Source organism: Pseudomonas zanjanensis (assembly GCF_014268745.2).
Taxonomy (GTDB): Bacteria; Pseudomonadota; Gammaproteobacteria; order Pseudomonadales; family Pseudomonadaceae; genus Aquipseudomonas; species Aquipseudomonas zanjanensis.
In genome coordinates this window covers 3,516,543-3,540,815 of record NZ_JABWRB020000001.1, presented here as the reverse complement: position 1 = coordinate 3,540,815, position 24,273 = coordinate 3,516,543, and the positions used below count along the sequence as shown (strand labels likewise).

At 59.4% G+C, this 24,273-nt stretch carries 25 protein-coding genes; 15 read left to right on the top strand and 10 right to left on the bottom strand.

The window, feature by feature from the left end:
- Window positions 1–238: 238 nt before the first annotated feature.
- Entirely contained in the window at window positions 239–871 is a 633-nt protein-coding gene (locus HU715_RS15055; RefSeq protein WP_186708086.1) for a LysE family translocator, read from the top strand.
- Between the two features lie 230 nt (window positions 872–1,101).
- Here the strand turns inward: HU715_RS15055 and HU715_RS15050 are convergent, their stop codons facing one another.
- The 4 genes from HU715_RS15050 to HU715_RS15035 all read right to left on the bottom strand — a co-directional run bounded on the left by HU715_RS15050 (window position 1,102) and on the right by HU715_RS15035 (window position 5,847).
- Entirely contained in the window at window positions 1,102–2,358 is a 1,257-nt protein-coding gene (locus HU715_RS15050; protein ID WP_186707152.1) for an aminotransferase-like domain-containing protein, read from the bottom strand.
- Between the two features lie 60 nt (window positions 2,359–2,418).
- Window positions 2,419–3,555 (bottom strand): PLP-dependent transferase, encoded by a 1,137-nt coding sequence (locus HU715_RS15045; protein WP_186707153.1) that lies wholly within the window; start codon window positions 3,553–3,555, stop codon window positions 2,419–2,421.
- Window positions 3,552–5,036 carry an AmmeMemoRadiSam system radical SAM enzyme gene (gene amrS, locus HU715_RS15040; RefSeq protein ID WP_186707154.1) on the bottom strand — a complete coding sequence of 495 codons (1,485 nt, stop codon included), beginning with the start codon at window positions 5,034–5,036 and terminating at the stop codon, window positions 3,552–3,554. Before amrS ends, HU715_RS15045 begins: the two co-directional genes overlap by 4 nt.
- A gap of 97 nt (window positions 5,037–5,133) precedes the next feature.
- Window positions 5,134–5,847, bottom strand: a complete 714-nt coding sequence (locus HU715_RS15035; RefSeq protein ID WP_186707155.1) for a YczE/YyaS/YitT family protein — start codon at window positions 5,845–5,847, stop codon at window positions 5,134–5,136.
- 199 nt (window positions 5,848–6,046) lie between these two features.
- Here HU715_RS15035 and HU715_RS15030 point away from each other — a divergent pair, with 199 nt between their 5' ends.
- Window positions 6,047–6,478: an Lrp/AsnC family transcriptional regulator gene (locus HU715_RS15030; protein WP_060741195.1), complete on the top strand. Its 432-nt coding sequence runs from the start codon at window positions 6,047–6,049 to the stop codon at window positions 6,476–6,478.
- 9 nt (window positions 6,479–6,487) lie between these two features.
- On the opposite strand, the gene HU715_RS15025 is transcribed toward HU715_RS15030, so the two are convergent.
- Window positions 6,488–7,357, bottom strand: coding sequence for a response regulator transcription factor (locus HU715_RS15025; protein ID WP_186707156.1), 870 nt, complete (start codon window positions 7,355–7,357; stop codon window positions 6,488–6,490).
- Window positions 7,358–7,658: 301 nt separating this feature from the next.
- Here HU715_RS15025 and HU715_RS15020 point away from each other — a divergent pair, with 301 nt between their 5' ends.
- From HU715_RS15020 to HU715_RS14965, 12 genes are all read left to right on the top strand, one after another.
- Entirely contained in the window at window positions 7,659–7,856 is a 198-nt protein-coding gene (locus tag HU715_RS15020) for a Flp family type IVb pilin (protein WP_186707157.1), read from the top strand.
- Between the two features lie 151 nt (window positions 7,857–8,007).
- Window positions 8,008–8,202 (top strand): Flp family type IVb pilin, encoded by a 195-nt coding sequence (locus HU715_RS15015; RefSeq protein ID WP_186707158.1) that lies wholly within the window; start codon window positions 8,008–8,010, stop codon window positions 8,200–8,202.
- Between the two features lie 28 nt (window positions 8,203–8,230).
- Window positions 8,231–8,761, top strand: coding sequence for an A24 family peptidase (locus HU715_RS15010; protein WP_186707159.1), 531 nt, complete (start codon window positions 8,231–8,233; stop codon window positions 8,759–8,761).
- 2 nt (window positions 8,762–8,763) lie between these two features.
- On the top strand, window positions 8,764–10,092 hold the full coding sequence (locus HU715_RS15005) for a DUF8689 domain-containing protein (protein WP_186707160.1): 1,329 nt from the start codon (window positions 8,764–8,766) through the stop codon (window positions 10,090–10,092).
- A gap of 15 nt (window positions 10,093–10,107) precedes the next feature.
- Window positions 10,108–10,923 (top strand): Flp pilus assembly protein CpaB, encoded by an 816-nt coding sequence (gene cpaB, locus HU715_RS15000; RefSeq protein ID WP_186707161.1) that lies wholly within the window; start codon window positions 10,108–10,110, stop codon window positions 10,921–10,923.
- 71 nt (window positions 10,924–10,994) lie between these two features.
- The gene (locus HU715_RS14995; RefSeq protein ID WP_186707162.1) at window positions 10,995–12,311 is read left to right on the top strand and encodes a TadE/TadG family type IV pilus assembly protein; all 1,317 of its coding nucleotides are present in this window, start codon (window positions 10,995–10,997) and stop codon (window positions 12,309–12,311) included.
- 8 nt (window positions 12,312–12,319) lie between these two features.
- Complete coding sequence (locus tag HU715_RS14990; RefSeq protein WP_186707163.1) at window positions 12,320–12,784, top strand: TadE/TadG family type IV pilus assembly protein; 465 nt, start codon at window positions 12,320–12,322, stop codon at window positions 12,782–12,784.
- A complete protein-coding gene (locus HU715_RS14985; protein ID WP_186707164.1) occupies window positions 12,784–13,278 on the top strand; it encodes a TadE family protein in 495 nt (164 codons plus the stop codon). The genes HU715_RS14990 and HU715_RS14985 overlap by 1 nt, the downstream gene beginning before the upstream one ends.
- Window positions 13,272–14,492, top strand: coding sequence for an AAA family ATPase (locus HU715_RS14980; RefSeq protein WP_186707165.1), 1,221 nt, complete (start codon window positions 13,272–13,274; stop codon window positions 14,490–14,492). The genes HU715_RS14985 and HU715_RS14980 overlap by 7 nt, the downstream gene beginning before the upstream one ends.
- Before the next feature lie 3 nt (window positions 14,493–14,495).
- Complete coding sequence (locus HU715_RS14975) at window positions 14,496–15,938, top strand: TadA family conjugal transfer-associated ATPase (RefSeq protein ID WP_186707166.1); 1,443 nt, start codon at window positions 14,496–14,498, stop codon at window positions 15,936–15,938.
- The gene (locus tag HU715_RS14970; RefSeq protein ID WP_186707167.1) at window positions 15,935–16,921 is read left to right on the top strand and encodes a type II secretion system F family protein; all 987 of its coding nucleotides are present in this window, start codon (window positions 15,935–15,937) and stop codon (window positions 16,919–16,921) included. The genes HU715_RS14975 and HU715_RS14970 overlap by 4 nt, the downstream gene beginning before the upstream one ends.
- Before the next feature lie 27 nt (window positions 16,922–16,948).
- The gene (locus tag HU715_RS14965) at window positions 16,949–17,914 is read left to right on the top strand and encodes a type II secretion system F family protein (protein ID WP_186707168.1); all 966 of its coding nucleotides are present in this window, start codon (window positions 16,949–16,951) and stop codon (window positions 17,912–17,914) included.
- An 898-nt stretch (window positions 17,915–18,812) separates the two neighbouring features.
- Here HU715_RS14965 and HU715_RS14960 read toward each other — a convergent pair.
- The 4 genes from HU715_RS14960 to HU715_RS14945 all read right to left on the bottom strand — a co-directional run bounded on the left by HU715_RS14960 (window position 18,813) and on the right by HU715_RS14945 (window position 22,307).
- Entirely contained in the window at window positions 18,813–19,082 is a 270-nt protein-coding gene (locus HU715_RS14960) for a DUF3613 domain-containing protein (RefSeq protein ID WP_186707169.1), read from the bottom strand.
- Window positions 19,083–19,104: 22 nt separating this feature from the next.
- Window positions 19,105–19,818 carry a tetratricopeptide repeat protein gene (locus HU715_RS14955; RefSeq protein WP_186707170.1) on the bottom strand — a complete coding sequence of 238 codons (714 nt, stop codon included), beginning with the start codon at window positions 19,816–19,818 and terminating at the stop codon, window positions 19,105–19,107.
- A 56-nt stretch (window positions 19,819–19,874) separates the two neighbouring features.
- A complete protein-coding gene (locus tag HU715_RS14950; RefSeq protein ID WP_186707171.1) occupies window positions 19,875–21,098 on the bottom strand; it encodes a type II and III secretion system protein family protein in 1,224 nt (407 codons plus the stop codon).
- 582 nt (window positions 21,099–21,680) lie between these two features.
- On the bottom strand, window positions 21,681–22,307 hold the full coding sequence (locus tag HU715_RS14945) for an alanyl-tRNA editing protein (protein WP_186707172.1): 627 nt from the start codon (window positions 22,305–22,307) through the stop codon (window positions 21,681–21,683).
- A gap of 91 nt (window positions 22,308–22,398) precedes the next feature.
- Here HU715_RS14945 and HU715_RS14940 point away from each other — a divergent pair, with 91 nt between their 5' ends.
- Complete coding sequence (locus HU715_RS14940; protein ID WP_186707173.1) at window positions 22,399–23,397, top strand: LysR family transcriptional regulator; 999 nt, start codon at window positions 22,399–22,401, stop codon at window positions 23,395–23,397.
- Window positions 23,398–23,840: 443 nt separating this feature from the next.
- Here the strand turns inward: HU715_RS14940 and HU715_RS14935 are convergent, their stop codons facing one another.
- Entirely contained in the window at window positions 23,841–24,248 is a 408-nt protein-coding gene (locus HU715_RS14935) for a PA2817 family protein (RefSeq protein WP_186707174.1), read from the bottom strand.
- Between the last annotated feature and the right edge of the window lie 25 nt (window positions 24,249–24,273).

Sequence of the window (24,273 nt, the reverse complement as noted above, 5' to 3'; positions counted from 1 at the left end):
CGCCGCTCATATGAGCGGCGTTTTTTTATGCCCGTAAAAAGGCCGTCCAGCGCTCTTGTGCCTACAACGAGCGATTTTCGTTGGCTGAGGAGACGGGTGGCGTTTTACCTTAAAAATGAAGGTGAAACGAAATGACTTCATGCAAAACTTAAGGAAAAACCTTAAGGAAGATTAATAGCTCATTCCTAAAAAAAAGCACTTCTCCTAACCTTCCAGTACCCATTCTGGAGGTGCACTTATGCTGGTTTTTATTAAATCGATGGTCATTGGACTATGTATTGCAGCCCCGGTGGGACCCATTGGGTTGTTGTGCATACAAAGAAGCCTGATGCAGGGGTGGAGGGCTGGTTTCGCGACGGGATTGGGGGCGGCCACCGCCGATTCGATCTATGGATTCATCGGGGCCCTGGGGGTCACGGCCATCATCGCGACGCTCATCAGCTTTAAACCTTGGTTGTGCATCTTCGGCGGGCTATTCCTCGCCTATATCGGCTATCAGACAATACGGTCGAAAGGCGGCGCAACCGCCATGGCGGGTGAGCGGGCCGATATGTTCAAAGCCTACTCGACCACGCTGTTCCTGACCCTATCGAACCCCATGACCATCTTGTCGTTTATCGCGATATTTGCCGCATTGAGCGATGGCATGGCCAGCGGCCAAGGCGGCCAGCACGCCTTGTTGCCGATGGTGACCGGTATATTCCTGGGCTCGGCGGCCTGGTGGCTGGGGTTAAGCGGGTTCTCCTCCATTTTCAAGGCACGGATTGCCGAATCGAAGCTACGGCTGATCAACTACTTTTCAGGGGCGACTATCGCCGTTCTGGGGGCGTATCAGGTCGCCACGGGTGTCATGCTGGCGACGGCAACCTGATCGAAAATGATGCACAAAAAGAGGTCCTACTGCCTAATGCCTGTCAGTTAAGTGGATAGCACGGGCAAACACACAAACCGTGGCGAGGGAGCTTGCTCCCGCTGGGCCGGTCCGACGCCTCGGGCGTAGCAGCCCCAAAAACAGGGCCGCTTCGCGACCCAGCGGGAGCAAGCTCCCTCGCCACAGGGTTACTGCCTGGCTTTATTTCGCTTAACTGATCGGCATTGGTCCTACTGCCGCCTGGACTCAACATACGCCCTGAATCGACTTATGGCCTGGGTGACGTCTGAGGCGGTGGCATTGCTGAATGAAAGCCTGACTTGGTTAGCCGCCTCATTCGTCAGCGAAAATAAAGTGGTCGGGAAGACGATCACTTTGAACTGCTGGGCGCATTCGCGCATTTCAGCTTCGCCAAAGACGAAAGGCAGCTGCACGTTGATAAAGAAGCCGCCTGTCGGGTGATTCCAACTGACCGATCCTTGAACGCCGGCCTTGAGCGGAAATTCACGTTCAAGGCATTCAAGCATGTGGTTCCTTTTGTTCGTATAGGACAACACCCTGGGCCGGTTCAGCCCCTTCAGCGAGTAGTCGTTCTCGATCAGCACGCCGGCGACGACCGCTTGGCACAGGGCTGGAGTGTTAACGGTGATCAGGCTTTTGGCCTTGCACAACCTTGTGTTGAACGACATGACGCCTGGGCCCTGCGGAGCGACCACATAACCCATGCGCAAGCCCGGAAAAATCGATTTGGCAAAGGAACCGAGCAAGAACACCCGACTGCTGTCGATGGACTTCATGGATGCAATGGCAGCGCCTTCGTACCTGAAGTAGCGGTAGGCCGTGTCTTCAAGGATGAAAAAGTCCTTTTCCCTGGCCAAGGCAAGCATGGCTGTCCTGGCGTGATAGGAAAGGCTGTCGGCGGTCGGATTGCTGAAGTCTGGAACGGCATAAAGTGCTTTGATTTTTTCTCCTCTGGATTCAAGTGCTTCAACGATCTTGCGCAGGGCGATCGGGTCGAGAAAAGCCGCCATGGGGACTGGGACGATCTTTATGCCCAGCAGTTTTGCGATGCCGGTGATCCCGGAAAACACCGGGTCAGGCACCAACAACACCCCACCGCCTTCAAAGATGGACAGGAGCGTCAAGGTGCAGGCTTCCTGAAACCCCAGGCACACCACGATGCTTTCAGGATTGGAGACGGTTATCCCTTCATCCACCTGCAAATAGGTGGCGATCGTTTCATTGATGATCCCGGAGGTTTTTCCATATTGGCAAAGCAGCGTCGCCAGCGATTGCTCGGTGCCGGCGACATGATGTTTGTAGTGGGCCAGGCCCTTGTCGATGAGCGCCGGGTCGCACTGCTGATCATCGGGTCGACCGGAAGCCAGTGAAATGGCCTGGGGGTTTTCTTGGGCGATGGAATTTAGAAGGTGGATAACGTTCAGGATGGGGTCGTCGAATATCGTGTTTTCGAATGCGCCGGTCACTTTCTTTGCTCCATAAAAAAGCAACGAGCCATTGAAGGCTCGTTGCTCGTGATGACACCGCTACGCAGGATCTTTCTGATCGACCTTGCTTTCCATGGTTTCGAATGCCTGGAGCAGATCCTCCTTGAGATCGTCGAGATCCTCCAGGCCAAAGCACAATCGAACCAGGCCCTTCTCGATGCCCATGTCGGCTTTTTCCTGATCCGTCATCGAGGCATGGCTGCCACTGAAGGGCTGGGCGACCATTGACGTGACGCAGGCCATTCCAGTGCCCGTGCCAAACCATTTGAGCGCGCTGGTGAACGTTTTGTAAAAGGGCACCAGGTCCGGCCGAATATCAACAAACACAATGCCGCCATAACCGGTCAATTGCTTGCCATCGATGCGTGGGTAATAGACATGCTCGATAAAAGGCAACTCACGCAGATAATTGAGCATGCTTGCGGTCGTCTGGCTGTGTTTTTCCATGCGCAGGTTGAACGTCTGCATGCTCCTGCGCAGCAACCAGGCGCTATTGGGGGTCAGTATCGTGCCTGAATAAAAGCGGCCCTCAAGGAGGCGGTTATAGATCGTCTCATTGTTGACCAGCACCAGGCCGCCCATGACATCACTGTGTCCGGAGAAGTATTTGGTTGCGCTGTACAGGGAAATGTCGGCGCCAAAGTTCAACGGCTTCTGGAATATCGGCGTGGCCCAGGTATTGTCAACGACCACCAGGGCCTGCGGGTTGTTTTGCTTGACGGCCCTGCTGACCGCATGGATATCAATGTCTTTCAGGAACGGGTTGGTCGGTGTTTCGAATATCACCATGTCGACGTTCGCCGGCAAGGCCTTCAAACCCTCGGCCGTGGTGAGATCCAGAATCGTCAGGTGCGCGCCGATACGTGCCGCATAGCGCTGGAACAATTTATAAGAGCAGCCATAGATGTATTTGTTGATGACCAGTGAAGCCCCCGGTTTCAACAGTTCCAACACCATATAGATCGCGCTCATCCCGGTGCTGTAGGCCAAGGCATATTCGCTGCCCTCCAGGGACGCGACGACCTGTTCCAATTCAGTCACATTGGGGTTGGCTTTCCTTGAGTAGAAGAAGGCCGAGTCCGCGTTGAACGCGCTGCACTGATAAATAGGTGTTACCGAAGGGTGAGCGTCCCGGTCATCCACCTTGATATGAAGTATTTCAGTCGACACTTTCATGCTTGGCTGACCAGTTTGATGACCTGTTCATACATGTTCTGCTTGCCCTCGTAACCCACGGTCGGGGTGATGTCATTTTGCGAGATGCCGATCTCTTCAATCGACTCAGTCGGGAAGTGAGCCCGGTCGAAGACTTCATGAAGGTTCGAGTTCACGCCGTTGGGGAGCCAGACCTCAGGACCGGTTTCATCGATGCGTGCCTTGGCAATGATGAATCGATAGCTTTCATGGGCCCGCAAGGTCAGCGATTTCCACTCGCTGTTATGCCCGTCCGTATAGTTGCGTCGCAGGTAGACAGTCTGTTCGAAGCCCTCGGTATTCAGCACTTGGGCGTGCAGCGACACAATGTCTCCGTGCCATTCGAACTTGCGCTTCTCATAAGCGCTCAGCGCGTCCTCGCACAGCTCGACAGGGGCGTACGCCTGGTGCTCGCCGAGTAATTTGAAGTGCGCATCATGCCCGCATTGGGAGCAGCACCCGTTGCTGTCCAGTCCGATGATGTCCGCGTTCAAGCCATACCGGGTGACGAGCAGGGCGTTGCAGTGGTTGCAACTGGTATTGGTCCCTTCGACATCATTCACGTTCCCCAGGTAGACGTGCTCGACGCCCATGCTCCGAGCGACGTCCCGAGCCTTCAGCAGCCTGTCCACCGGTGTACGGATGCTGTTGCTCATTTTGTAGTCGGGGTGAAACCGGACGAAGTGCAGCGGTACGTTCGGACCCAGTTCATCCAATACCCACTGGCTGATTTTTCTGGCCGTTTCCTCGTCGTCGCTGATGTCGGTCACCATCAAGGTGCTGACCTCGACATATTTGCCGGCGTCATAGACTTTCTTGATACCCGCCAGGACGGGCTCTACCCAGCCCGTGGTGACCTTGCGGTAGTACTCCGGAGAGATGGATTTCAGCGAAATCGAGAAAATATCGATGACCGGCAACAACTCGTCGATGGCTTCTTCACTGATGAAAAACGCCGATTTATAAAGATTGATCAGGCCCGCTTCCTTGGCCAGCTTTGCTGTATCGAGGATGAATTCATGCCAGACAACCGGATCGTTATAGGTCCAGGAAATGACGCGTATACCGTGTTTGAGCGCGGTCTCCACCACCTGCTCGGGGGTGTAGTAGTAAACGTCCTTGTCGGTGACGTACTTGGCCTGTGACGTCTTCCAGTTGTGACAGTAACCACAGTTGAGCATGCAGCCGATATTGCCCAGGGACAGGATCCGCTCACCGGGGGCAAAGTGGAAAACGGCTTCGGTTTCGATTGTTTCTTCGGTGCTGTGGACGCCCTTGCCATAGTTCAATGTAACGAGCCTGCCCCCACGGTTTCCGCGCACCTTGCAGAACCCTACCTTGCCTTCCTGAATGACACAGTTGCGTGGGGAAAGATGACACTTCACGGCTCCCCCGGGGAGTATTTCTTCGAGTTTTGCCGGGCTGCTTTCCAAGGTCCAGTTTTTATTTTTTGTAGTGTCCATCTTTCACTCCTCATCACGGAAGTTGCCATCAATAGCATCGGTTTAAAAAGTCGAGGCGAAGCCATCCTGCCGCCCTAGAGGGCAGTCATGTTTCTTATTAGTAAGCGGATGAAGCGCTCATCAATCCATAGTTCTTAAGTGCAAAGCGCTTGGCATTCATGTTCATGAACGGTTGAATAAGCGGGCCAATTACCAGCAGGAATGCAATCGTACCTATACCGAACGGCCCGCCTAAAAGCCAACCGCTGGAAAAGATGCCGATTTCAATGATCATTTTGGCTTTGGTGAATGACCAGTTCCATTTGGATACCATGGTCAATACCACAAGATCCATGATCCTGATGCCAATACCGCTCATGATGATCAATGCGGATGAATAGGCACATAACATCAGCCCCGAGGCCAATAACGCGTACTCATTCATTCTGACGATCAAATACTCTCCGAGCCCCAGCCACGACCAGAGATCAATCAGCAGTCCGGTCAGCGTCGTGGTAATGAAGGGGCTTATTGGCGGGTATTTTTTGTTCCAGAGCATCCACCAGGTCAGGAAGAACAGCGACACGATAGCCGAACAAACACCCATGCCGAGCATAAGCATTTTATCGATCGAGATGATCAAGACGTCTAGAGGATCGGTACCCAGTTGACTGATGATGAAGCACTTGGCACCCAGCGAAAAGAAGCTGACGCCCATCAGGTACATCAGTATCTGGTCTTTCTTGAAGTGGCGGAGATTTAGGACTTGCGTGCCAATATGCTGAATCAACGGGTGAGGCTTTTTTCCACACTTTTTCTTTTCATCTTCCATGCGAACACCATCCCTGGAGAGAATATTTTATTATGAGTGCGTCACGCTAAAGAGCAGGGCTATTGATTACCCGGATTCTTTTTCAGGTTTTTCAGGCTGGAAATAGACTAGCGCCATGCTTTATTTTGGTGCATGCTTTTTTTAATGAAAAACGCAGGCTTTTCATTAAAATTTATACTTTTAACCGGGGAAAACGCACATGGATCGTATAGACGTCAAAATCCTGGGTAAGGTACAGGACTGTGGTCGCATCTCCATCACAGAGCTTTCCAAGCACGCGGGTCTTTCTATTCCTGCCACCAATGACAGGTTGCGCAAACTTGAAGACTCCGGGGTCATCAAGGGCTATTGCGCTCAGTTGGATCCTACCAAACTGGGCTACGGCATATCGGCCGTCGTCGGCATTACCACCCTCAAGCCGGCAAAAGCCAAATTGATCGCGACGCTCACCGACATACCCGAGGTCGTCGAGTGCCTGCACATCACGGGGAATGACTCCTATCTGATCCGGATCTACGCCAGGTCCATGGCTGAGATCGAGGACATCATCGCGAAAATCAACGCGTACGGAGAGACGCGGACCAGCATCGTGCTGTCCATTCCAATCGAGAGAAGAAAGCTCGCGCCATGAGTCTGAATATCAACCCTCAAGGCTGTGCACCAGGTTTTCAATCGCTTCCAGGGCCGCCTCATCCGCAGGCTCCGGTGCAGGACTCGCGCTGCGCATCTGGTACGCGAGACGGTACTCGCTGGGCGTGCAACTGGCGTATTGCTTGAAGGCGCGGGCAAAGTAGGACGGGTCCTTGAAGCCGGCCTCATAGCCGATGCTGGTGATGGGCATCTGGCTGTTGTCGAGCAGTTCCTTGGCGAAGCTCATGCGTTTGTTCAGTACGTAGTCGGTGAAGCCGAGCCCATTGGCTTCCTTGAACACCCGGCTGAAGCGAAACGTCGTCATGCCACAGCGCTTGGCCAGGTCGCGCTGATCGATGCTCTCACGAAAGTGCTGGTCGATGTACAGCATGATGTGGCTGAGGGCCTGGTGCTTCTGGTGCCCTGAAGTCAGGCGAATGCTGTCCGGCAGGGTCGGGGAGTGGTCGATCTGCGAGGTTCTTCCCCGGCCACCGGTATTGCGGCGCAGCTCACACAGCTGGGCCACGGCGGTGAGGTAGCGCTTTCGCTCGGCGACGGACAAGGGCAGCACCATGTATTCCCAGACGCTGGAGCGCATCGCCCACACCGCCAGTTCCTCGGAGTGCTGCACGGTGAACATGGTGATGGGGGTGCCGGGCACGGTCCGCTTGATCTCAAGCAAGCGTCGCAGGCCCGGCGTGTCCGGGCGGTCGAAATGGATGCAGATCATGTCGACCTGTTCCGCGCTGGGCAGCATGGCGTTTTTTGCCAGCGTGCAGTCGCAGGTGTCCCGGAACTGGGAGACGAGCTCCTGAGTGGACCGATCATGGGTCAGATCGAACCATAACAGCTTTGGCTTTCCAGTCGGATTGGGTGCCATAGGACGACTACTCACAGGTTCTTTCTGCCCTTTAGCTAGCAGTATTGTCACTGTGCTATCACTTCGCCGAATTATTTTTCATAAAAATCCTATTTCTTCCCGTCATCCTCTCGCGGGACGCCTGCCCAGGGCTGTCGCAGGGGCCAATTCCCCGCCCCGGCCTCTTTCCCAACCCGCGCAAAAAAATCCTAGCGATGTGCAAAATCCTCCTAACGGCAATGACCACCCGCTGACTAGGGTTGCATCAGGCAGTTCGCAATGTACTGCCTCTTGAGAAAACAACCCCAATGAGGTGTGCGAAATGACTCTTCAAACAATCAAGGCTTCGGTAGTGAAGTTCGCCAAAGATGAAGATGGCCTGACCATTGTGGAATACGCCGTGGCCGGTGGGTTGATCACCGTATTGGTGGCCGCCGCGTTTGTGCTTCTGGGCGGTGCGGTGAATACCAAGATCCGTGCACTGTGCCAGGCGGTCAACGGCAACGTTGCCTGCGCGTAAGCCAGTCATTGCCTGGGGACACGGTAACGCTCAAGGAATAACGCTTGCGACTCTTTTGCAGTGAGTACAACGCTTCAATCAAATGGACTTCACGCTGTCCCCTCCCATCAACTTCGTAGCCGTGACTTCTTATCAGCGTGAGGTATACGAAATGACTCTCCAGACAATCAGAACTTCGATCCGCAAGTTCGCCAAAGATGAAGACGGCCTGACCATCGTTGAATACGCGGTGGCGGGTGGCTTGATCACGGTGTTGGTCGCCGCGGCATTCGTCCTCCTGGGCGGCGTCGTGGATACCAAGATCCGGGCGCTGTGCCAAGCCGCCAATGGCAACGTCGCCTGCTAACGATAACCACCCCCTAGGGAGACGCATCATGTCCATGGAACTGCTGGTGTCGACGGTATTGCTGCTGGGATTGCTGGGTGTGGCGGTGGTGAGCGACCTGCGTCGCCATCGCATCCCCAACACGCTGGTCCTGGTGGGTATTGCCCTGGGATTGGCCGGCCAGGTCTATACCGGCGGGATCGGTGGCCTGGGCGACAGCCTGCTGGGCATGCTGATCTGTTTCGGGTTGTTCCTGCCCATGTACGCAGTGGGTGGCATGGCCGCCGGCGACGTCAAGCTGATGACCATGGTCGGCAGCTTCCTGCCTTTTCATTACGCACTGTGGGCGGCGCTGTTCAGCCTGATCGCCGGCGGTGTATGCGGTTTCCTGATCGTCCTGGCCCGCGGCCAACTGCTCCAGACCCTGGGACGCTACTGGTTGATGGTGCGAGCCCAGTCCTACCTGGCGCCGACGTCGGATGAAGTGGCCGGCAAACCCTTTCCTTATTCGATTGCGATCCTGATCGGTACTTTGAACAGCGTCTACTGGCAACTGGTTGCCGGCGGCTGGGGAGTCTAGTCATGCACGTCATCAACGATAGCGATGCCTACCCCAGCGAACGGGAAGCGGTGCAACGCCTGGCACCCCAGCCATGCACCATTCGCGACACCGGCCTGAGCGACAGTTTCCTCGGTGAGCTGGTGTGCAAGCACTTGCACGATGGCGGTGTGCTGGACATGTCGCGGCTGGTGGAGCGCCTGGCCCTGACCGGCGCGGTACTGGAAGAAGTCCTGGCGTTCCTGCGCAAGGACGGTCGCGTCGAAGTGTTGGGTCAGTTGGGCCAGACCGGCGGGCAGACGTTGCGTTATGGCCTGACCGAGCGCGGCCGCAGCTCCGCCCGTGATGCCCTGGCCCGCAGTGGCTACATCGGCGCTGCGCCGTTTCCGGTGAGCACCTATCGCTCGCTGATCAAGATCCAGACCATTCACCACGGCCGCATCACCGCCAAGGACATGAACCAGGCCTTGGCGGGGATGGTGCTGAGCCAGGGCATGCTCGACCAGTTGGGCGTCGCCCTGAATTCCGGGCGGGCGATCATGATCTACGGCCCGGCGGGCACCGGCAAAACCTACGTCAGCAGCCGGCTGATCCGGTTGTTCGCCGAAGCCATCTGGGTGCCCCACGCGATTGTCATCAACGAGTCGGTGATCGAAATCTACGACCCACAGGTGCACCAGCGCCTGGATGACAACAGCCAAACCAACAACCTGATGCTCAACGAAGGCATTGACCGCCGGCTGCTGTGCTGCAAACGCCCGATCGTCATCACCGGCGGCGAGTTGAGCATGGAGCAGTTGGACGTGCGCTACGACCCGTTCACCCGGCAATACCAGGCGGCGTTGCAGCTCAAGGCCAGCAACGGCCTGTTCATCATTGACGACATGGGTCGCCAGCGCATGGCCCCGGCCGAATTGCTCAATCGCTGGATCGTGCCCATGGAGGAGAAGCGCGACTTCATCAACCTGGGCGGCGGTCGGCATTGCGAGTTGCCGTTCGACCTGGTGCTGGTGTTTTCCACCAACCTCAATCCCCTCGAATTGGCCGACGAGGCCTTCCTGCGGCGCATTGGCTACAAGGTCCAGTTCGGCTACCTCAAGCCCGAGGAGTACGAACGCATCTGGCGCCAGGAATGCGAACGCCTGGGCATCCCCTATGACCCGTTGTTGGTGCGTTATGTCCTGCAGCGGTTGTATGGCGGCGAAGGCATGCCGCTGGTGCCTTGCCATCCCCGTGACCTGTTGAACATGGCGCTCGACCGCCAGCGTTACCTGGGCGGTTCCGGGCCCCTGTCGCCGCAAGAGCTGGATTGGGCCTGGCACAACTACTTCGTTCAGCTCGACTTCCTTTGATCTGGAGATACCGACATGAGCTCTCGTACGCTTCCGCTGATAGGCGTTTCCCTGGTAATGGGCCTTGGTGCCGCATGGATGGCTGACTCCTGGCTGAGCGCGCGACTCAACGCGACCCCCGATGATCACCTGCGAAGCGTGGTGGTCGCGACGGTGGAAATTCCCTTCGGGCAAATGGTCGAGGCCCAGCAGGTCACGACCGTGCGCATGCCCATGGACACGATCCCGGACGATGCCTTCGATGCCAGCGAACAGGCCGTGGGCAAGATCGCCACCTTTGACATCCTGCGCGGCGACATTGTGCGGGGCGCGCGCCTGAGCGAGCACCTGGGCGGCAGTACCCTGGCTTCGCTGATCGCACCGGACAAACGCGCCATTTCGGTACGCGTGGACGATGTGGTCGGCGTGGGCGGCTTCCTCTTGCCAGGTAACCGGGTCGATGTCTTGGCGACCAAGACCACCAACGCCGGCAGCAACAGCGCCACGTCCCGGACCATCCTGGAAAACCTGCGAGTGCTGGCGGTGGACCAGACGGCGGGCACCGACAAGACCCAGCCAGTGGTGGTGCGGGCCGTGACCCTGGAAATGTCCGCCACCGAAGCCGAAGCGCTGGTCACCGCGCAGACCGAAGGCAAGCTGCAACTGGCCTTGCGTAACCCGTTGAACCTGGAAAAAAAGGCCGTGGCCGTTGCGCCGCCAGCCCCTGCGCCGGTCATCGCCATGGCGGCCGCACCGGTGCCCAAACCAGTGGTGCAGCGCAGTGCCAAGCCGCAAGGCGGGGCTGTCACGCTGATCCGCGGGGTTGAAAGCAGCGTGATCAATGTCCGCTGAGTGATCCCTCCATGCCAGGCCTTTGCGGGCCGTGGCGATGCCGATCCTCAAATGTTGTAGGCGAGGGCTCGATGATGAATGCCAATATCCGGCGCCAGGGAGGGGCGGTGAGTGTACTGATGGTGATCGCGTTGGTGGCGATTTCCATGATGGCGGCCTTGGCCCTCGATGGCGGGCACATGCTGCTGAACAAGACGCGCCTGCAAAATGCGGTGGATGCCGCGGCCTTGGGCGGCGCCAAGACCCTGAGCCAGGTGAGTGGCGGCATCAACATGGCCAGCACCACCCGCGCGGCCGCCCTGGATACGCTGAACAGAAATGCCAGCGCCGTGGGCAACACCGAGCTGGCCACCGCGGTTGCCGGCAACCCGGGCACGTTCGCCGTGGTGGAACTGGCCAGCAGCGTCTATGGCCCGTTCTCCTACCCTGGGCCTAGCGATGCCAAATACGTGCGGGTGTCGGTGGCCAGCTATCAATTGGACGGTTTTTTCTGGAGCTTCGTGCAAACCATGGGCAGCGCCGGGCTCGGCAACAAGCGCGTGGCGGCGATTGCCACGGCGGGTCCCAGCCCCACCTCGCCGTGTGACCTGGCGCCGTTGATGGTCTGTGGCGAGCCCACTGAGTACAACCCGGCCGCCGGCAACTTCTGGGGGTATCAATTTGGCGATCTGGAAGTCTTGAAGACGGCGGCGGGGAACACCTCGCCCATCGGCCCGGGCAACTTCCAATTGCTGGATTTCGGCTCCGGCGGCAGTGCGGTCCGCGAGGACCTGGCCGGCGGGGGCTCGGTCTGCCGCAGCGTTGGCGACAACGTCCAGACGGCGCCGGGCAATAAAGCCGGCCCGACTTCCCAAGGCTTGAACACCCGTTTCGGTGTCTATAACGGCCCGGTCAGTTCTTCGGATTATCCACCGGACCTGGTCACGTCTTCAGGCAGCCCGGCGATCACCTACAACGATTCGGTCCCCCGGCCGGAATACAAAGGCCAGGCGATCACCTCGAGCAACGGCGATCTCTCGGCGGGCGGCGAGGCGATACAGGACTACAACGACTGGCGGGCCCAGGTCGCCGCCTGTGTGGCCGGGGGCGCCAGCGGCTGTGAAAGCAACGGGGTCTTCGAGCGCCGGATGTTGAAGATCGTGATTGGCGATTGCGCCGGGAAACTGAGCGGCTCGACGTCGATTCCCGTCCTGGGGTTTGGCTGCTATTTCGTCCTGCAACCGGTGAACGGTGGTGGTTCGGAGTCGATCATCTTCGGCCAGTTCGTCCAGGAGTGCGAGGGCGACAACGTGCCCGGCCCGACGCCATCCTCCGACTCTGGCCCACAGATCATCCAGCTCTACAAAACCTATCTCAACGGCAGCGGCACGCCGAGCACCGACTCGTAGGAGGCGTCATGGGACTTTCTCATTTCAAACCCGCAAGAGCCCAACAAGGCGTGGCGCTGGTGGAGTTCACCCTGGTGCTGCCGTTGCTGCTGTTGCTGCTGCTGGCCTTCGGCGAGTTCGGCCGGATGCTCTACCAGTACAACGTGCTGTTGCAGGCCAGCCGCGATGCCGATCGCTTCGTCGCCAGCCAGGCGTGGAACACCACCCTGGGGGGCATCACGCTGAACAACACGTTGCTGACCCAGACGAAAAACGTGGCGGTGTATGGCGTGCCCAGTGCTGCCGGCGACGCCGTGGTGTCCGGGTTGACCACGGCCGACGTGGAGGTCGTCACCGAGGGCATCGATCATGTGCGCGTCACCATCAAGCACACCTTCTCGCCGGTGATCGGCACGGTGATCCCTGGTTTTTTCGGTGCGTCCACCGTCTTGGGCATCGAACTGGTGGCGACCACCGTCATGAGGGCGCTGTGATGAATCGCAAACACATGGGCGGCACCTACATCGTGGAGTTCTCCTTCGTCGGCTTGCTGGTGTTCATCCTGCTGTTCGGCGTGGTGGAAATGGGCCGGCTGTACTTCACCGTCAACGCCCTGGATGAAGCCGCGCGACGTGGCGCGAGGCTGGCGGCGGTGTGCAATGTCAGCGACCCGGTGGTCCTGCGCCGGGCCATCTTCAACGCGGCGACGGACGCTGGCACCAGTCAGTTGATCAGCAACCTGGCGACCTCGAACCTGGCGCTGACCTACCTGGACGTCAACGGCGCCGTGGTGGCGAACCCCTCCAACACGTCCGGCACCACCGGCTTTCGTGCCATCCGCTATGTGCGGCTGAGCGTGCAGAACTTCGTTTTCAACCTGTTCATTCCCGGCTTGGGCGTGCCCATTACCTTGCCGACGTTCCAGGCAACCTTGCCACGCGAAAGCCTTGGGCGTCATTCCGATTCCGCGGAGATCACACCATGCTGAACACCAGGGAAAATCCGCTTTCAACCACCACTGGCAGAGCCGGGCTGCGGATACTGATCAGCAGTCGCGATGCCACGGCACTGCGCGACCTGCAATGCGTCTGCCAGCGCATGCCGGGCCTTGAGGTCAGCACGCGCCTGGTCAGCAATGGGCATGTCGATCCGCTCTATGGGCTGGATCGCATGCCCGATCTGTTGCTGCTGCGGGTCAGCCATTTGTGGCGAGAGGAACTGTCGGCGTTGCTGCAACGTCCTGCCCATGAACGGCCGCCGATGCTGGTGTGCGGTCCTTTGGGCGAGCAGGAAGGCATGCGCCTGGCGATGCAGGCCGGTGCCCGGGATGTGTTGCCCGAACCCATCGCCGATACGGAGCTGGTGGCGGCGCTCAATCGCCTGGTGGCGGACGTTCGTCTCGGCAACGGCAACGAAGGGAAGTTGGTCGCGGTGATCAGCGCCAAGGGCGGCTCCGGCGGCACCTTGGTGGCCTGCAACCTGGCCCAGCAGCTCAGCGCCCGGGCAGGCAATACCCTGTTGCTGGACATGGACCTGCAATTTGGCAGCGTGACCCATTACCTGGACGTGGCGCAGTCCCACAGTCACCTGGAAGTGCTGCAGCAGGTCGATGAGATGGACAGCGTCGCGCTGCGAGGCTTTTGCAGTCACTTCAGCCCGACCCTGCACGTATTGGGTGGTCGGGCCGGTGAATTGTGCCTGCCCCAGGACGCCCAGCCTGAACAGCTCGATGCCCTGTTGCAACTGGCCCGCGCCAGTTATGACTGGGTGGTGGTGGACCTGCCGCGGCAGATCGATCACCTCACCGGCTCGGTGCTGGAACAGGTGGACCGGGTGTACGTGGTGGTGCAACAGAGCGTCAGCCACCTGCGTGATGCCAGCGCCCTGGTGCGGATTCTTCGCGAAGACCTCGGTGTGCGCGGGGACCAGTTGCAGATCGTGATCAACCGCTATGACAAAAACGCCGCCGTCAGCCTCAAGGACATCGGCGAGGCCCTGCGTTGCGCGAACCTGTCGAAATTGCCCAATGACTTCAACCTGGTCAGCCAGAGTCAGAACACTGGCGTGCCGTTGGGGCTGCATGCGCCGAAGGCGGCCATCACCGCCGCCCTGCGCGATTTGACCGAAGACCTGGTCGGTCACCAGATGGCCACGAACAAGGGCCTGCTTAAACGCGCCTTCAACCGTTTCTTCGGGGGATGACCCATGATCAGCGACTTTCGTAACCGCTTGCGCAAACAGCCCGCCAAACCTGGCACCTCGGCGGGTGCCCAGCCCGGCGACAGCTTGCCGGACCCGACGGACGCCTTGATGGCCTGGGAACAGGCCATCCCGGATGTGCTGTATGAAACCCGCAGCCAGGTCACGCCGGTGGAAGCCGAGTGGCGGGAAAAGATCTACCAGCAACTGCTCAAGGTCATGGACCTGTCATTGCTCGATGCCCTCGAACAAGCCGAGGCCGCGCGGCAGATTCGCGATATCTGCCAGCGCCTGCTGGAAGAACATTCCGCGCCGGTGAGTACCGCCAGCCGGCAGTTGATCATCAAGCAGATCACTGACGAAGTGCTCGGCCTTGGGCCGCTGGAACCGCTGTTGGCCGACCATAGCGTGTCCGACATCCTGGTCAACGGCTTTGCTTCGGTCTACGTCGAACGCTTCGGCAAGCTGCAACGCACCGACGTGCGTTTTCGCGACGACCAGCATCTGTTGAACATCATCGACCGCATCGTCTCCAGCCTGGGGCGACGCATCGACGAGTCCTCGCCGTTGGTGGACGCTCGGCTCAAGGACGGTTCGCGGGTCAACGCGATCATTCCGCCGTTGGCCATCGACGGTCCGAGCATGTCGATCCGGCGCTTCGCCGTGGACCTGCTCAATACCGACAGCTTGATCCAGGTGGGCACCATGACACCGGCCATTGCCTTGCTGCTCAAGGCCATTGTTCGTGGGCGCTTGAACGTGCTGATTTCCGGTGGGACCGGCAGCGGCAAGACCACCATGCTCAACGTGCTTTCCAGTTTCATCCCCCACAACGAGCGCATCGTCACCATCGAGGATTCGGCCGAGCTGCAACTGCAGCAGCCCCACGTGGTACGCCTGGAAACCCGACCGTCGAACATTGAGGGGCGTGGCGAGGTGAGCCAGCGGGAATTGGTGCGCAACAGCCTGCGCATGCGCCCGGACCGCATTGTCATCGGCGAGGTGCGTGGCGCCGAGGCGATGGACATGCTCACGGCGATGAACACCGGCCACGACGGTTCGCTGACCACCGTTCACGCCAACACCGCACGGGATGCCCTGGGGCGAATCGAGAACATGGTGTCGATGACCGGGGCGACGTTTCCGATCAAGGCCATGCGTCAACAAATTGCCTCGGCCATCGATGTGGTCATCCAGCTGGAGCGTCAAGAAGACGGCAAGCGCCGCGTGGTGAGCATGCAAGAGATCAACGGCATGGAAGGCGAGATCATCACCATGACCGAAATTTTCTCCTTCGCGCGCCAGGGCATCGGTGAGCATGGCGAGGTGCTTGGGGAGTATCGGCCCAGTGGCATGATCCCGGCCTTCCGCGATGTGCTGGCCAAGCGCGGCATCGAGTTGCCGCTGACCTTGTTTCGCCCTGAGTGGATGGAGGGCCGGACGTCATGAGCAATATCCCCAGCGAGTTCATCCTGATGTTCCTGGGCATGGTGTTCATCGCCGTGTTCCTGCTGTCCCAGGGCGTGGTGGTGCCGGTGTTCGGCGAGGCCGGCAGGATGCGCAAGCGTATTCGTGGGCGCCTGCATGTGCTGGAGAAGGCCAACCACTTGCCCAACATGCAGACGGTGTTGCGGCAGAAATACCTGACGCGCCTGTCACCCTTGGAAGCGCGGCTGGAGCAGCTGCCATTCATGGCCAACCTGACGCAACTGATCGAACAGTCCGGCCATGAATACCGGGCTTATCGGGTCATGCTGCTCGGTCTGATCCTGGGCGCGGCGGCCGGGGCCTTGGTGCTGATGGTTTCGCCAGTCTGGTGGATGGCGCTGCTGGCGGCCTTTGCCGTGACCTGGGTGCCGGTGTTGAAAATCCTGCGGGACCGCAACAAGCGTTTCGCCGCGTTCGAGGAAGGTCTGCCGGATGCGCTGGACGCCATGTGCCGGGCCTTGCGCGCCGGGCACCCGTTCAACGAAACCCTGCGTCTGGTCGCCGAGGAGCACAAGGGCCCGGTCGCCCAGGAGTTCGGTATGACCTTTTCCGACATCAACTACGGCAACGACGTGCGCCGGGCCATGCTCGGCCTGCTGGAGCGGATGCCGAGCATGACGGTGATGATGCTGGTGACCTCGATCCTCATCCACCGCGAGACCGGTGGCAACCTGACCGAAGTGCTGGAGCGCCTGAGCCGTTTGATCCGCGGGCGTTTCCGGTTCCAGCGCAAGATCAGGACGCTGTCGGCGGAAGGGCGCATGTCGGCCTGGGTGCTGGTGGCGATCCCGTTCGTGCTGGCGATCGCCATCGTGCTCACCAGCCCCAGCTACATGCCGGTGCTGATCAATGACCCCATAGGGCACAAGCTGATCATCGGCGCGTTCTGCGCCATGTTGATCGGGATTTTCTGGATCAGAAAAATCATCCGGATCCAGGTTTAAGCGCTGTTGCGTCGAGAGGTTTCAGCCATGGACTTTCTGCTCGGATTGTTGAGTCGGTTCACCGGTAACGAAGAACTGGCCCGCCTGTTGTTCATCGCCGCGATTGGCCTCAGCACGGTGCTGACGGCCGTTGCGCTCCTGCTGTTGGTGCTGGGCTTGCAGGATCCGGTGCAGCGGCGCCTGGCGCTGATCAAGCGCGGTTACGCTGGCACCGGCGCAGGGCAGGAGGCGCCGGGTAATTTGCAGCTCTTGCTGGAGCGAATCGGCCAGCGCTTTGCCTCGACCGACCAGGCCCATACGTCCGCCACCCAGACTTTGCTGACCCACGCCGGTTACCGGTCTGCCTCGGCGGTGCAGATGTATTGGGCCGTGCGCCTGATGTTGCCGCTGTTGCTGGTTGGCGTTGCGTTGTTGCTGCTGCCGATGGTCAAGGTTTCATTGGCCATTGGCTTGCTGGGGGTGACCCTCATGGCGGGCATTGGCTGGTTGATCCCGGCGATCTACGTCGGCAAACGCAAGCAGGCCCGCCAAGGCCGGCTGCGCGCCGCGTTTCCGGATGCGCTGGACCTGATGGTGGTGTGCGTCGAGTCGGGCCTGGCCCTGCCGACGACGATTGAGCGGGTGGCTGAGGAAATGTCGGTCAGCCAGGTGGAACTGGCCGAGGAACTGGCGTTGGTCAATGCGCAGATCCGGGCGGGCATCACCAGCACCGAGGCGCTCAAGCAACTGGCCGTGCGCACCGGCCTGGAGGATATCCAGGGCCTGGTCAGCCTGCTGGCGCAAAGTATCCGTTTCGGCACCAGCGTGGCCGATACCCTGCGGATCTACGCCGACGAGTTTCGCGACCGGCGGACCCAGGCCGCGGAAGAGATGGGCGCCAAGATTGGCACCAAGCTGATCTTCCCGCTGATCTTCTGCCTGTGGCCGAGCTTCTTCCTGGTCGCCATTGGGCCGGCCATGATCGGGGTGTTCAGGGCTTTCGGGAATATGTAGGACGCGCCTATTTGTGGTGATGAGGCTTGTGTTCACCACAGCCCATTGTGGGCGATCTGTGGGAGCAAAGCTTGCTCGCGATAGCGGCGGGTCAGTCAGTCAAGGTAGTGACTGTCCGTCCGCTTTCGCGAGCAAGCTTTGCTCCCACAGGTTTTTCTGGCATCCGTCTACTGATCACTCCGGTCAACACACCGCACCTGTAGCGAGGGCGTCTGCTCCCACAGGTTTTTCTGACACCTACCTACTGATCATTCCAATCGAAATACCGCACCTGTGGCGAGGGAGCTTGCTCCCGCTGGGCTGCGCAGCGGCCCCGGCTTTTTGCGGCGGCTCTGCACCATTGTGTGCGAGCTTGCTCGCGATAGCGGTGGGGCAGTCAGTTAGGTGTTGAATGTAAGTCGGCCATCGCGAGCAGGCTCCCCGCAGATGATCTTGGGTGTTCATGAGGCTTGTGTTCACCACAGTCCCATTGTGGGGACATCTGTGGGAGCAAAGCTTGCTCGCGATAGCGGTGGGTCAGTCAGTGACGTGTTGAATGGCAGTCCGCCTTCGCGAGCAGGCTCGCTCCCACAGGTTTTTCTGACACCTACCTACTGATCATTCCAATCGAAACACCGCACCTGTGGCGAGGGAGCTTGCTCCCGCTGGGCTGCGCAGCGGCCCCGGCTTCTTGCGGCGGCTCTGCACCATTGTGTGAGCGAGCTTGCGCGCGATAGCGGTGGGTCAGTTTGGATTGATGTTGGATGTGCAGCCGCCTTCGCGAGCGAGCCCGCTCCCACAGGTTCAGGCCCGTGGTCTGCCGGCCGCTCAAGCTAAAAGACCGCAGCCCTCGGCAGTCCCTGCATCGGATCAAATGCAGGGACTGTCGAAGGCTGCGGTGTTTCGTTTCCAGCGTGCTTCATTTGCCGCTGGTAATTTCTCCTGCCGAGTCCTGGTCAAAGAACTCCGGGATCGGATAGTTGAAGCTGTTGAGCCAACGCTGCATGGCCATCTCGCGCTCGGCGGCCGAGGCGGTTTGCAGGTGGGTGGAGGCCGCCACGCCGCGAATCTGCAGTTGCATCCAGCTCTCGGTGCCTTGCTGAGCGGCCGAGGAGGGGCCTGGCTCAATGGCCCAGGCGGCGGTGGACAGGCCCACCATGCACACGATCATCAATTGTTTGGTCATCATTTCTTGAACTCCTCGTAACGCTCTACTTGACCGCGCCGGTTGAAGCATCGACAACTTCGGTCAGGCGGTTGGCGGGTGACGTCACTGCCTGAGGGGCCGAGCCCCTGATTTTTTCCGCACGGGCCTGGGCATCTGCTACTTCCCGGGGGCTGAGCTTGGCCATGTTGGCGAGCTCGGCGGCCTGCTTCCAGTTGTCCTGGTAAATCAGCAGGGTCACCATGTTGATCGCGGCCAGCGTGTCGGACTGCTGGAGCTCCATGGCGGTCATGAACTCGAAGCGGGCTTCTGAAATGCGCCGCTGGTTGAGGTAGACCACCCCCAGGTCATTGCGGATCTTGCCCTCGGTCGGGGCCATTTTCGCGGCGCGTTCGAGGTACTGTGTCGCGGCCGCATTGTCATGTTTGGCCGCCGCCAGCTGACCCAGGCCATGTTCACCGTCAGCGGCCAGGCACGTCCCCTGCAGGCTTTTATACAGCGGTTCGGCCTCGTTGCGGCCCATCAGCCGCAGCACCCGAGCCTTGCGCAGGCGGACCTGGACCAAGTCCTCGGGCAAGCGTTCGAGGTTCGCCAGGCTGGCGTATAGACGGCCCTCGTTGGCCATGTCTTCCGCCATGTTCAGGGCCAGCTCCTGGTCGGCCCCGGGCTTGGCACAATCGGCCGAGCGTGAAGCCACCACACCGTTGCTGGCGCAGCCGGCAAGCATCAAGGCCGCCGTTAAAGCGATCACTGTTTTCATGGAATACCCCTTGGCGAGCCGTTGGACATCGAACGCCTTGCACATCAGGCGCCGGCTCATTGGGAAAGCCCGCTGCGGTTGTCGAACTCGCCACTTTCAAGGAAGTACATGCGATAGAAGTTCGGGTCGTAATTGCGCAGTTGCTCGCCGGGCAAGCTCGGCAGTTGCGCGTTGGCTGCCAAGGGTTGGACCAGGTGTGGGGTGACGATCATCAACAGTTCGCGTTCTTCGCGGTTGATGGAATTGTCACGAAAGAACGCGCCGAGAATCGGCACGTCGCCCAGCCCTGGAAACTTGTTCACCTGGGAGCTGTTACGGGTGCTGATCAGGCCGCTGATGACAAAACTTTCGCCATCGGCCAGGGCGATGCTGGTATCGGTGCGGCGTACCGTGAGGGCGGGTACCAATGTCCCGGCGATGTTCACGGCGTTGGTGAAGTCCAGCTCACTGACTTCCGGCGCCACCTTCAAGACGATGCGATTCTTGCCGATGACGGTGGGGGTCAGGGTCAGGCGGATGCCGAACTCCTTGTACTCGATGGACACGTTGTCGCTGCCTGCGCTGGGCACCGGGATCGGCACTTCGCCGCCGGCCAGGAAACTCGCACTCTGCCCGCTGAGGGCCACCAGGCTCGGCCGCGCCAGTGTGTAGGCGAAACCGCTGCCTTCCAGGGCGTTGATCATCAAGAGGGTCTTACCGGTGGCGAACGACAGGTTGAACATGTCGTTATTGACCGGCAATGAAGGCCGGACCACACCGCCGATGGTGGGCAAGGTCCTTGGCGAACCGAACAGGAAATTGCCGCGGGTGCCGAAAATCGAGGTCGAGGCTTCCTTGAGCTTGGTCCGGCTGACTTCCACGAAACGGATGTCGGTCTGTACCTGGGCGAGCAGCATCGGGTCTTCGGAAGGCATGCTCGCAGCGCTCGTCAGCGCCTCAGTGGCCCGGCCTCTGACAAAGACCATGCTCTGGCGCGGTATTTTCGAACAGTCGGTCCAGACCATCAGGCTGGTGGCGCCGGGCGCCAGGCCCGTGAGAATGAAGGCATCGCTGCCACTGGGTTGCACATCGGCGATTTTCGGGTCGCCGACGGCCAGTTTCGTCACGGGGGCGAGGATGCGCAGTTCGCTCTGGAGCCCTTGGCCAACCTCGAAGGTCGCCGGCAAGCTGTCCAGTTGTGAACAGTTCGCCGCTGCGGCCTGCGCCGCTTCCAAGCCAAGACTCATCCAGAACAGGCCGTGAATGAAATGTTTTAAAACGGGTGCGGTGCGCTGGGTCATGAAGTGATCCTCGATGGAGAGGCCTTCCCTAGGCTTGCCTGATGCCTCGGATCACTTAAGAGGCCCGGGCTGCCCCTTTTCATCTCGCCAGATTGTTCATGAGTACCGGCTTCAGGCCTCATCGCTACCAGCGAACGGGCGCATTACACCGGCCCGACTGAACGACAGGCAGCTTGCGAACAACCTTTTTGGGTCCCGGGATCTCCGGGATTGTCGAGGGCAGTGACGGTATCGATCAGGGCGTATGAGGCACTTTTTACCGGCCCCGTCCTCGCTTGTGTTTGACGGTAGTTCACGCATGGCAAAGCGCCACGTCTCGGGACAAAAAAATGACTAAAAGCTGACGGGCGGAAAAGTTGGTGAAAATCCGCGTCAATAATCTGTCTTTTGTTGCGGTTTTCGGTTGACGTATTCACATGGAAAGGAAGGGGTTTAGCTACCCTGTGGTGGGTTCAGGAGAACATGTTGGTTTATCTGAAGAGCAGGACGCAGTGCCGATCGAGGTTCTCGACGGTAAGGATCTTAGGGCTGATCAATGTATAGGCCTGCGAACCGCTATCAGGCCGCAGGCTACGGTGGGTGTCAGTCCACGTGATAATGAACTGACAACATTCCTTTCTTCTGTGAAAGCGAGGCGATGGTGACCGCTCCCAATTCCTGCAGCCGCCGTATATGGGTGCCGCCGCAGCCGTAGGCGGTCAGCTCACCGAAGCCGACTTCCCGGGTGCCTTGGCGAAGTGCGACCAGGCGAGGCAGGTCCTCGGCGATCCAGGCATCGATGCCCTGCTGGATGATCGATGTATCCAGCTCCTTGGCATGTTCGCCAGGCTGGAACTGCACACGGCTTTCGCCGGGCCAGTGATGGGCCTTGATCGGTTTCCAGCCACGGCTTTCGGCGAAATGGCCGATCAGGTGTCCGGCCGAGTGCAGGCGTGAGTTCAGCAACCGCCGTTGCTCATCCACGCGGATCGTGGCCATGCCCGGGGCCACTGGGCGATCGACGTAATGAATGATCTGTTGCCCGTCCTGAACGACGCGCAGCACCTGGGCGTCGTCGATCCATCCGGTGTCGCAGGGCTGACCGCCGCCCTGGGGATGGAACAGGGTGGCGCGCAGCACCACGGCAAATTCATTTTCCTGAGGGCTGCAATCCAAGACTTCCGCGTTGGCCTTGAGGTCATCGCTATGGAAAAAAAGGCGAAGCGTCATATTCCATATCCTTATCAGAATTTCCTGTCGCGATTATAGAGTATGCTGAATTTGGTGATAATTCGTTCGAATTTCAAAGGACTGTTGCGCCATGAGCACAAATCTACCGTTGCCGTTGCTTGCCGAAATGGCCATCTTCGTCAAGGTCGTGGAGACCGGCAGCTTTTCCGAAGCGGCCCGTCAATCCGGCTCATCGCCGTCGGCCATCAGCCGCAGCATTTCCCGCCTGGAGAAAGCCCTGGCGACCCGATTGTTGCAGCGCACCACCCGCAAGTTGCGCTTGAGCGATGGCGGGGAAGAGGTGTTCAAGCGCTGCCAGGAAATGGTCGCCGCCGCTCGATCGGTGATGGAAATCAGCGGCCAGTTCACCCAGGAAGCGCAAGGGCGTATCCGCGTCAGTGTGCCCAAGGCGGTGGGGCGTTTCGTGATTCATCCCCACATGCCTGAATTCTTGCGCCGTTATCCCAAGGTCGATGTGGAGCTGTTCCTGGAAGATCGACAGGTTGACTTGATCGATGATCATGTCGACCTGGCCATCCGGATTACCGATCAACCGCCGGCCGGGCTGGTGGGGCGCCAATTGCTGACCATTGACCACTTGCTCTGCGCCACGCCGCAATACCTGGCGGAACACGGGGTTCCCACGCATCCCCACGATTTGCTGGAGCACAGCTGCATTTACCTGGGGGAAACCCCGAACGATGCGCGCTGGAAATTCAAGAAGGGCAGCAAGGCCGTCACCGTAGCCGTGCGCGGACGCTATGCGGCCAATCACACGGGCGTGCGGTTGGGGGCGGTTTTGCAGCACATCGGCATCGGTAGCCTGCCGTATTTTACCGCCCGACATGCTTTGGAACAGGGGTTGATCGTGCAGGTGCTGGCTGACTGGACGTTCCTGGCTTCCTACCACGGTGGCTTGTGGTTGCTGCATTCGCCGACCCGCTACCTGCCGCCGAAGCTGCGGGTGTTCATTGATTATCTGGTGGAGTGCCTGGCGAAGGAGCCGACCTTGAACAAAGTGGGCACGGGGAGTCGGTCCGGCAAGGTCGCGGCGCACTATGAATTGCCGGAGAGTGATGGGTTGTTCTGACGGGCGCCATCGCGAGCAAGAGGTCTGCTGTGCACATAAATCATGTGATCATTTACAAACCAGTGTGGGAGCGGGCTTGCTCGCGAAGACGGCAGTACAGATAACATCGTCGCAAGCTGACCCAGCGCTTTCGCGAGCAAGCCCGCTCCCACAGGGGAGCTGTGGCGCACATGAATTCCTATGATCAACCGCAACCTGTGTGGGAACGGGCTTGCTCGCGAAGACGGCAGTATAGGCAACATCGTCGCAAACTGACCCGACGCTTTCGCGAGCAGGCTCGCTTCCACAGGGGAGCTGTGGCGCACATGAACTCCTATGATCAACCGCAACCAGTGTGGGAGCGAGCCTGCTCGCGATGAGGCCCATCCAGGCAACACACTTTGCCCAGACAAAAAAAGGCCCGCAGGGTTAACCGTGCGGGCCTTTTGCATGACGGATCGTTATCAGTGCTTGCTGTCCTGGTCCGACATCGCCAGCAATTGCTTTTCCTGGTTCCAGTCGAAAGGCTCGTCGTTCTGCTCGGCTTCGAAACGACGCTCTTCCAGGGCTTGGTACAGGGCGATTTCTTCGTCGGGCATATAGTGCAGGCAGTCACCGGCGAAGTACCAGAGCAGGTCGCGAGGCACCAGGTGGGCGATCTGTGGATAACGGACGATTACCTGGCACAGCAGGTCCTGACCCAGGTACTGGCTTTCGATCGGGTCGACGGGCAGTTGCGCGCGCAGTTCGTCGAAGCGCTCCAGGAACAAGGCGTGGCTTTCTTCGGGCACCTGTTCGGCCTCACCTACGGCGACCAGGATGCTGCGCAAATGGTCAAGCAAGATAAGGTGGTCGGCAACGATGTTGGACACGAGATAAGTCCTCAAGAGCAAAACG

What these genes read in the sequence shown, in the direction of transcription:
- HU715_RS15055 (WP_186708086.1), top strand. Translation starts at nt 239, where the DNA reads ATGCTGGTTTTTATTAAATCGATGGTCATTGGACTATGTATTGCAGCC.
- HU715_RS15030 (WP_060741195.1), top strand. Translation starts at nt 6,047, where the DNA reads ATGGATCGTATAGACGTCAAAATCCTGGGTAAGGTACAGGACTGTGGT.
- amrS (WP_186707154.1), bottom strand. Translation starts at nt 5,036, where the DNA reads ATGGACACTACAAAAAATAAAAACTGGACCTTGGAAAGCAGCCCGGCA.
- HU715_RS15025 (WP_186707156.1), bottom strand. Translation starts at nt 7,357, where the DNA reads ATGGCACCCAATCCGACTGGAAAGCCAAAGCTGTTATGGTTCGATCTG.
- HU715_RS15035 (WP_186707155.1), bottom strand. Translation starts at nt 5,847, where the DNA reads ATGGAAGATGAAAAGAAAAAGTGTGGAAAAAAGCCTCACCCGTTGATT.
- HU715_RS14985 (WP_186707164.1), top strand. Translation starts at nt 12,784, where the DNA reads ATGAATCGCAAACACATGGGCGGCACCTACATCGTGGAGTTCTCCTTC.
- HU715_RS14975 (WP_186707166.1), top strand. Translation starts at nt 14,496, where the DNA reads ATGATCAGCGACTTTCGTAACCGCTTGCGCAAACAGCCCGCCAAACCT.
- HU715_RS15010 (WP_186707159.1), top strand. Translation starts at nt 8,231, where the DNA reads ATGTCCATGGAACTGCTGGTGTCGACGGTATTGCTGCTGGGATTGCTG.
- HU715_RS14955 (WP_186707170.1), bottom strand. Translation starts at nt 19,818, where the DNA reads ATGAAAACAGTGATCGCTTTAACGGCGGCCTTGATGCTTGCCGGCTGC.
- HU715_RS14940 (WP_186707173.1), top strand. Translation starts at nt 22,399, where the DNA reads ATGAGCACAAATCTACCGTTGCCGTTGCTTGCCGAAATGGCCATCTTC.
- HU715_RS14945 (WP_186707172.1), bottom strand. Translation starts at nt 22,307, where the DNA reads ATGACGCTTCGCCTTTTTTTCCATAGCGATGACCTCAAGGCCAACGCG.
- HU715_RS15045 (WP_186707153.1), bottom strand. Translation starts at nt 3,555, where the DNA reads ATGAAAGTGTCGACTGAAATACTTCATATCAAGGTGGATGACCGGGAC.
- HU715_RS15020 (WP_186707157.1), top strand. Translation starts at nt 7,659, where the DNA reads ATGACTCTTCAAACAATCAAGGCTTCGGTAGTGAAGTTCGCCAAAGAT.
- HU715_RS15005 (WP_186707160.1), top strand. Translation starts at nt 8,764, where the DNA reads ATGCACGTCATCAACGATAGCGATGCCTACCCCAGCGAACGGGAAGCG.
- HU715_RS14965 (WP_186707168.1), top strand. Translation starts at nt 16,949, where the DNA reads ATGGACTTTCTGCTCGGATTGTTGAGTCGGTTCACCGGTAACGAAGAA.
- cpaB (WP_186707161.1), top strand. Translation starts at nt 10,108, where the DNA reads ATGAGCTCTCGTACGCTTCCGCTGATAGGCGTTTCCCTGGTAATGGGC.
- HU715_RS14980 (WP_186707165.1), top strand. Translation starts at nt 13,272, where the DNA reads ATGCTGAACACCAGGGAAAATCCGCTTTCAACCACCACTGGCAGAGCC.
- HU715_RS14960 (WP_186707169.1), bottom strand. Translation starts at nt 19,082, where the DNA reads ATGATGACCAAACAATTGATGATCGTGTGCATGGTGGGCCTGTCCACC.
- HU715_RS14950 (WP_186707171.1), bottom strand. Translation starts at nt 21,098, where the DNA reads ATGACCCAGCGCACCGCACCCGTTTTAAAACATTTCATTCACGGCCTG.
- HU715_RS14995 (WP_186707162.1), top strand. Translation starts at nt 10,995, where the DNA reads ATGATGAATGCCAATATCCGGCGCCAGGGAGGGGCGGTGAGTGTACTG.
- HU715_RS15015 (WP_186707158.1), top strand. Translation starts at nt 8,008, where the DNA reads ATGACTCTCCAGACAATCAGAACTTCGATCCGCAAGTTCGCCAAAGAT.
- HU715_RS14990 (WP_186707163.1), top strand. Translation starts at nt 12,320, where the DNA reads ATGGGACTTTCTCATTTCAAACCCGCAAGAGCCCAACAAGGCGTGGCG.
- HU715_RS14970 (WP_186707167.1), top strand. Translation starts at nt 15,935, where the DNA reads ATGAGCAATATCCCCAGCGAGTTCATCCTGATGTTCCTGGGCATGGTG.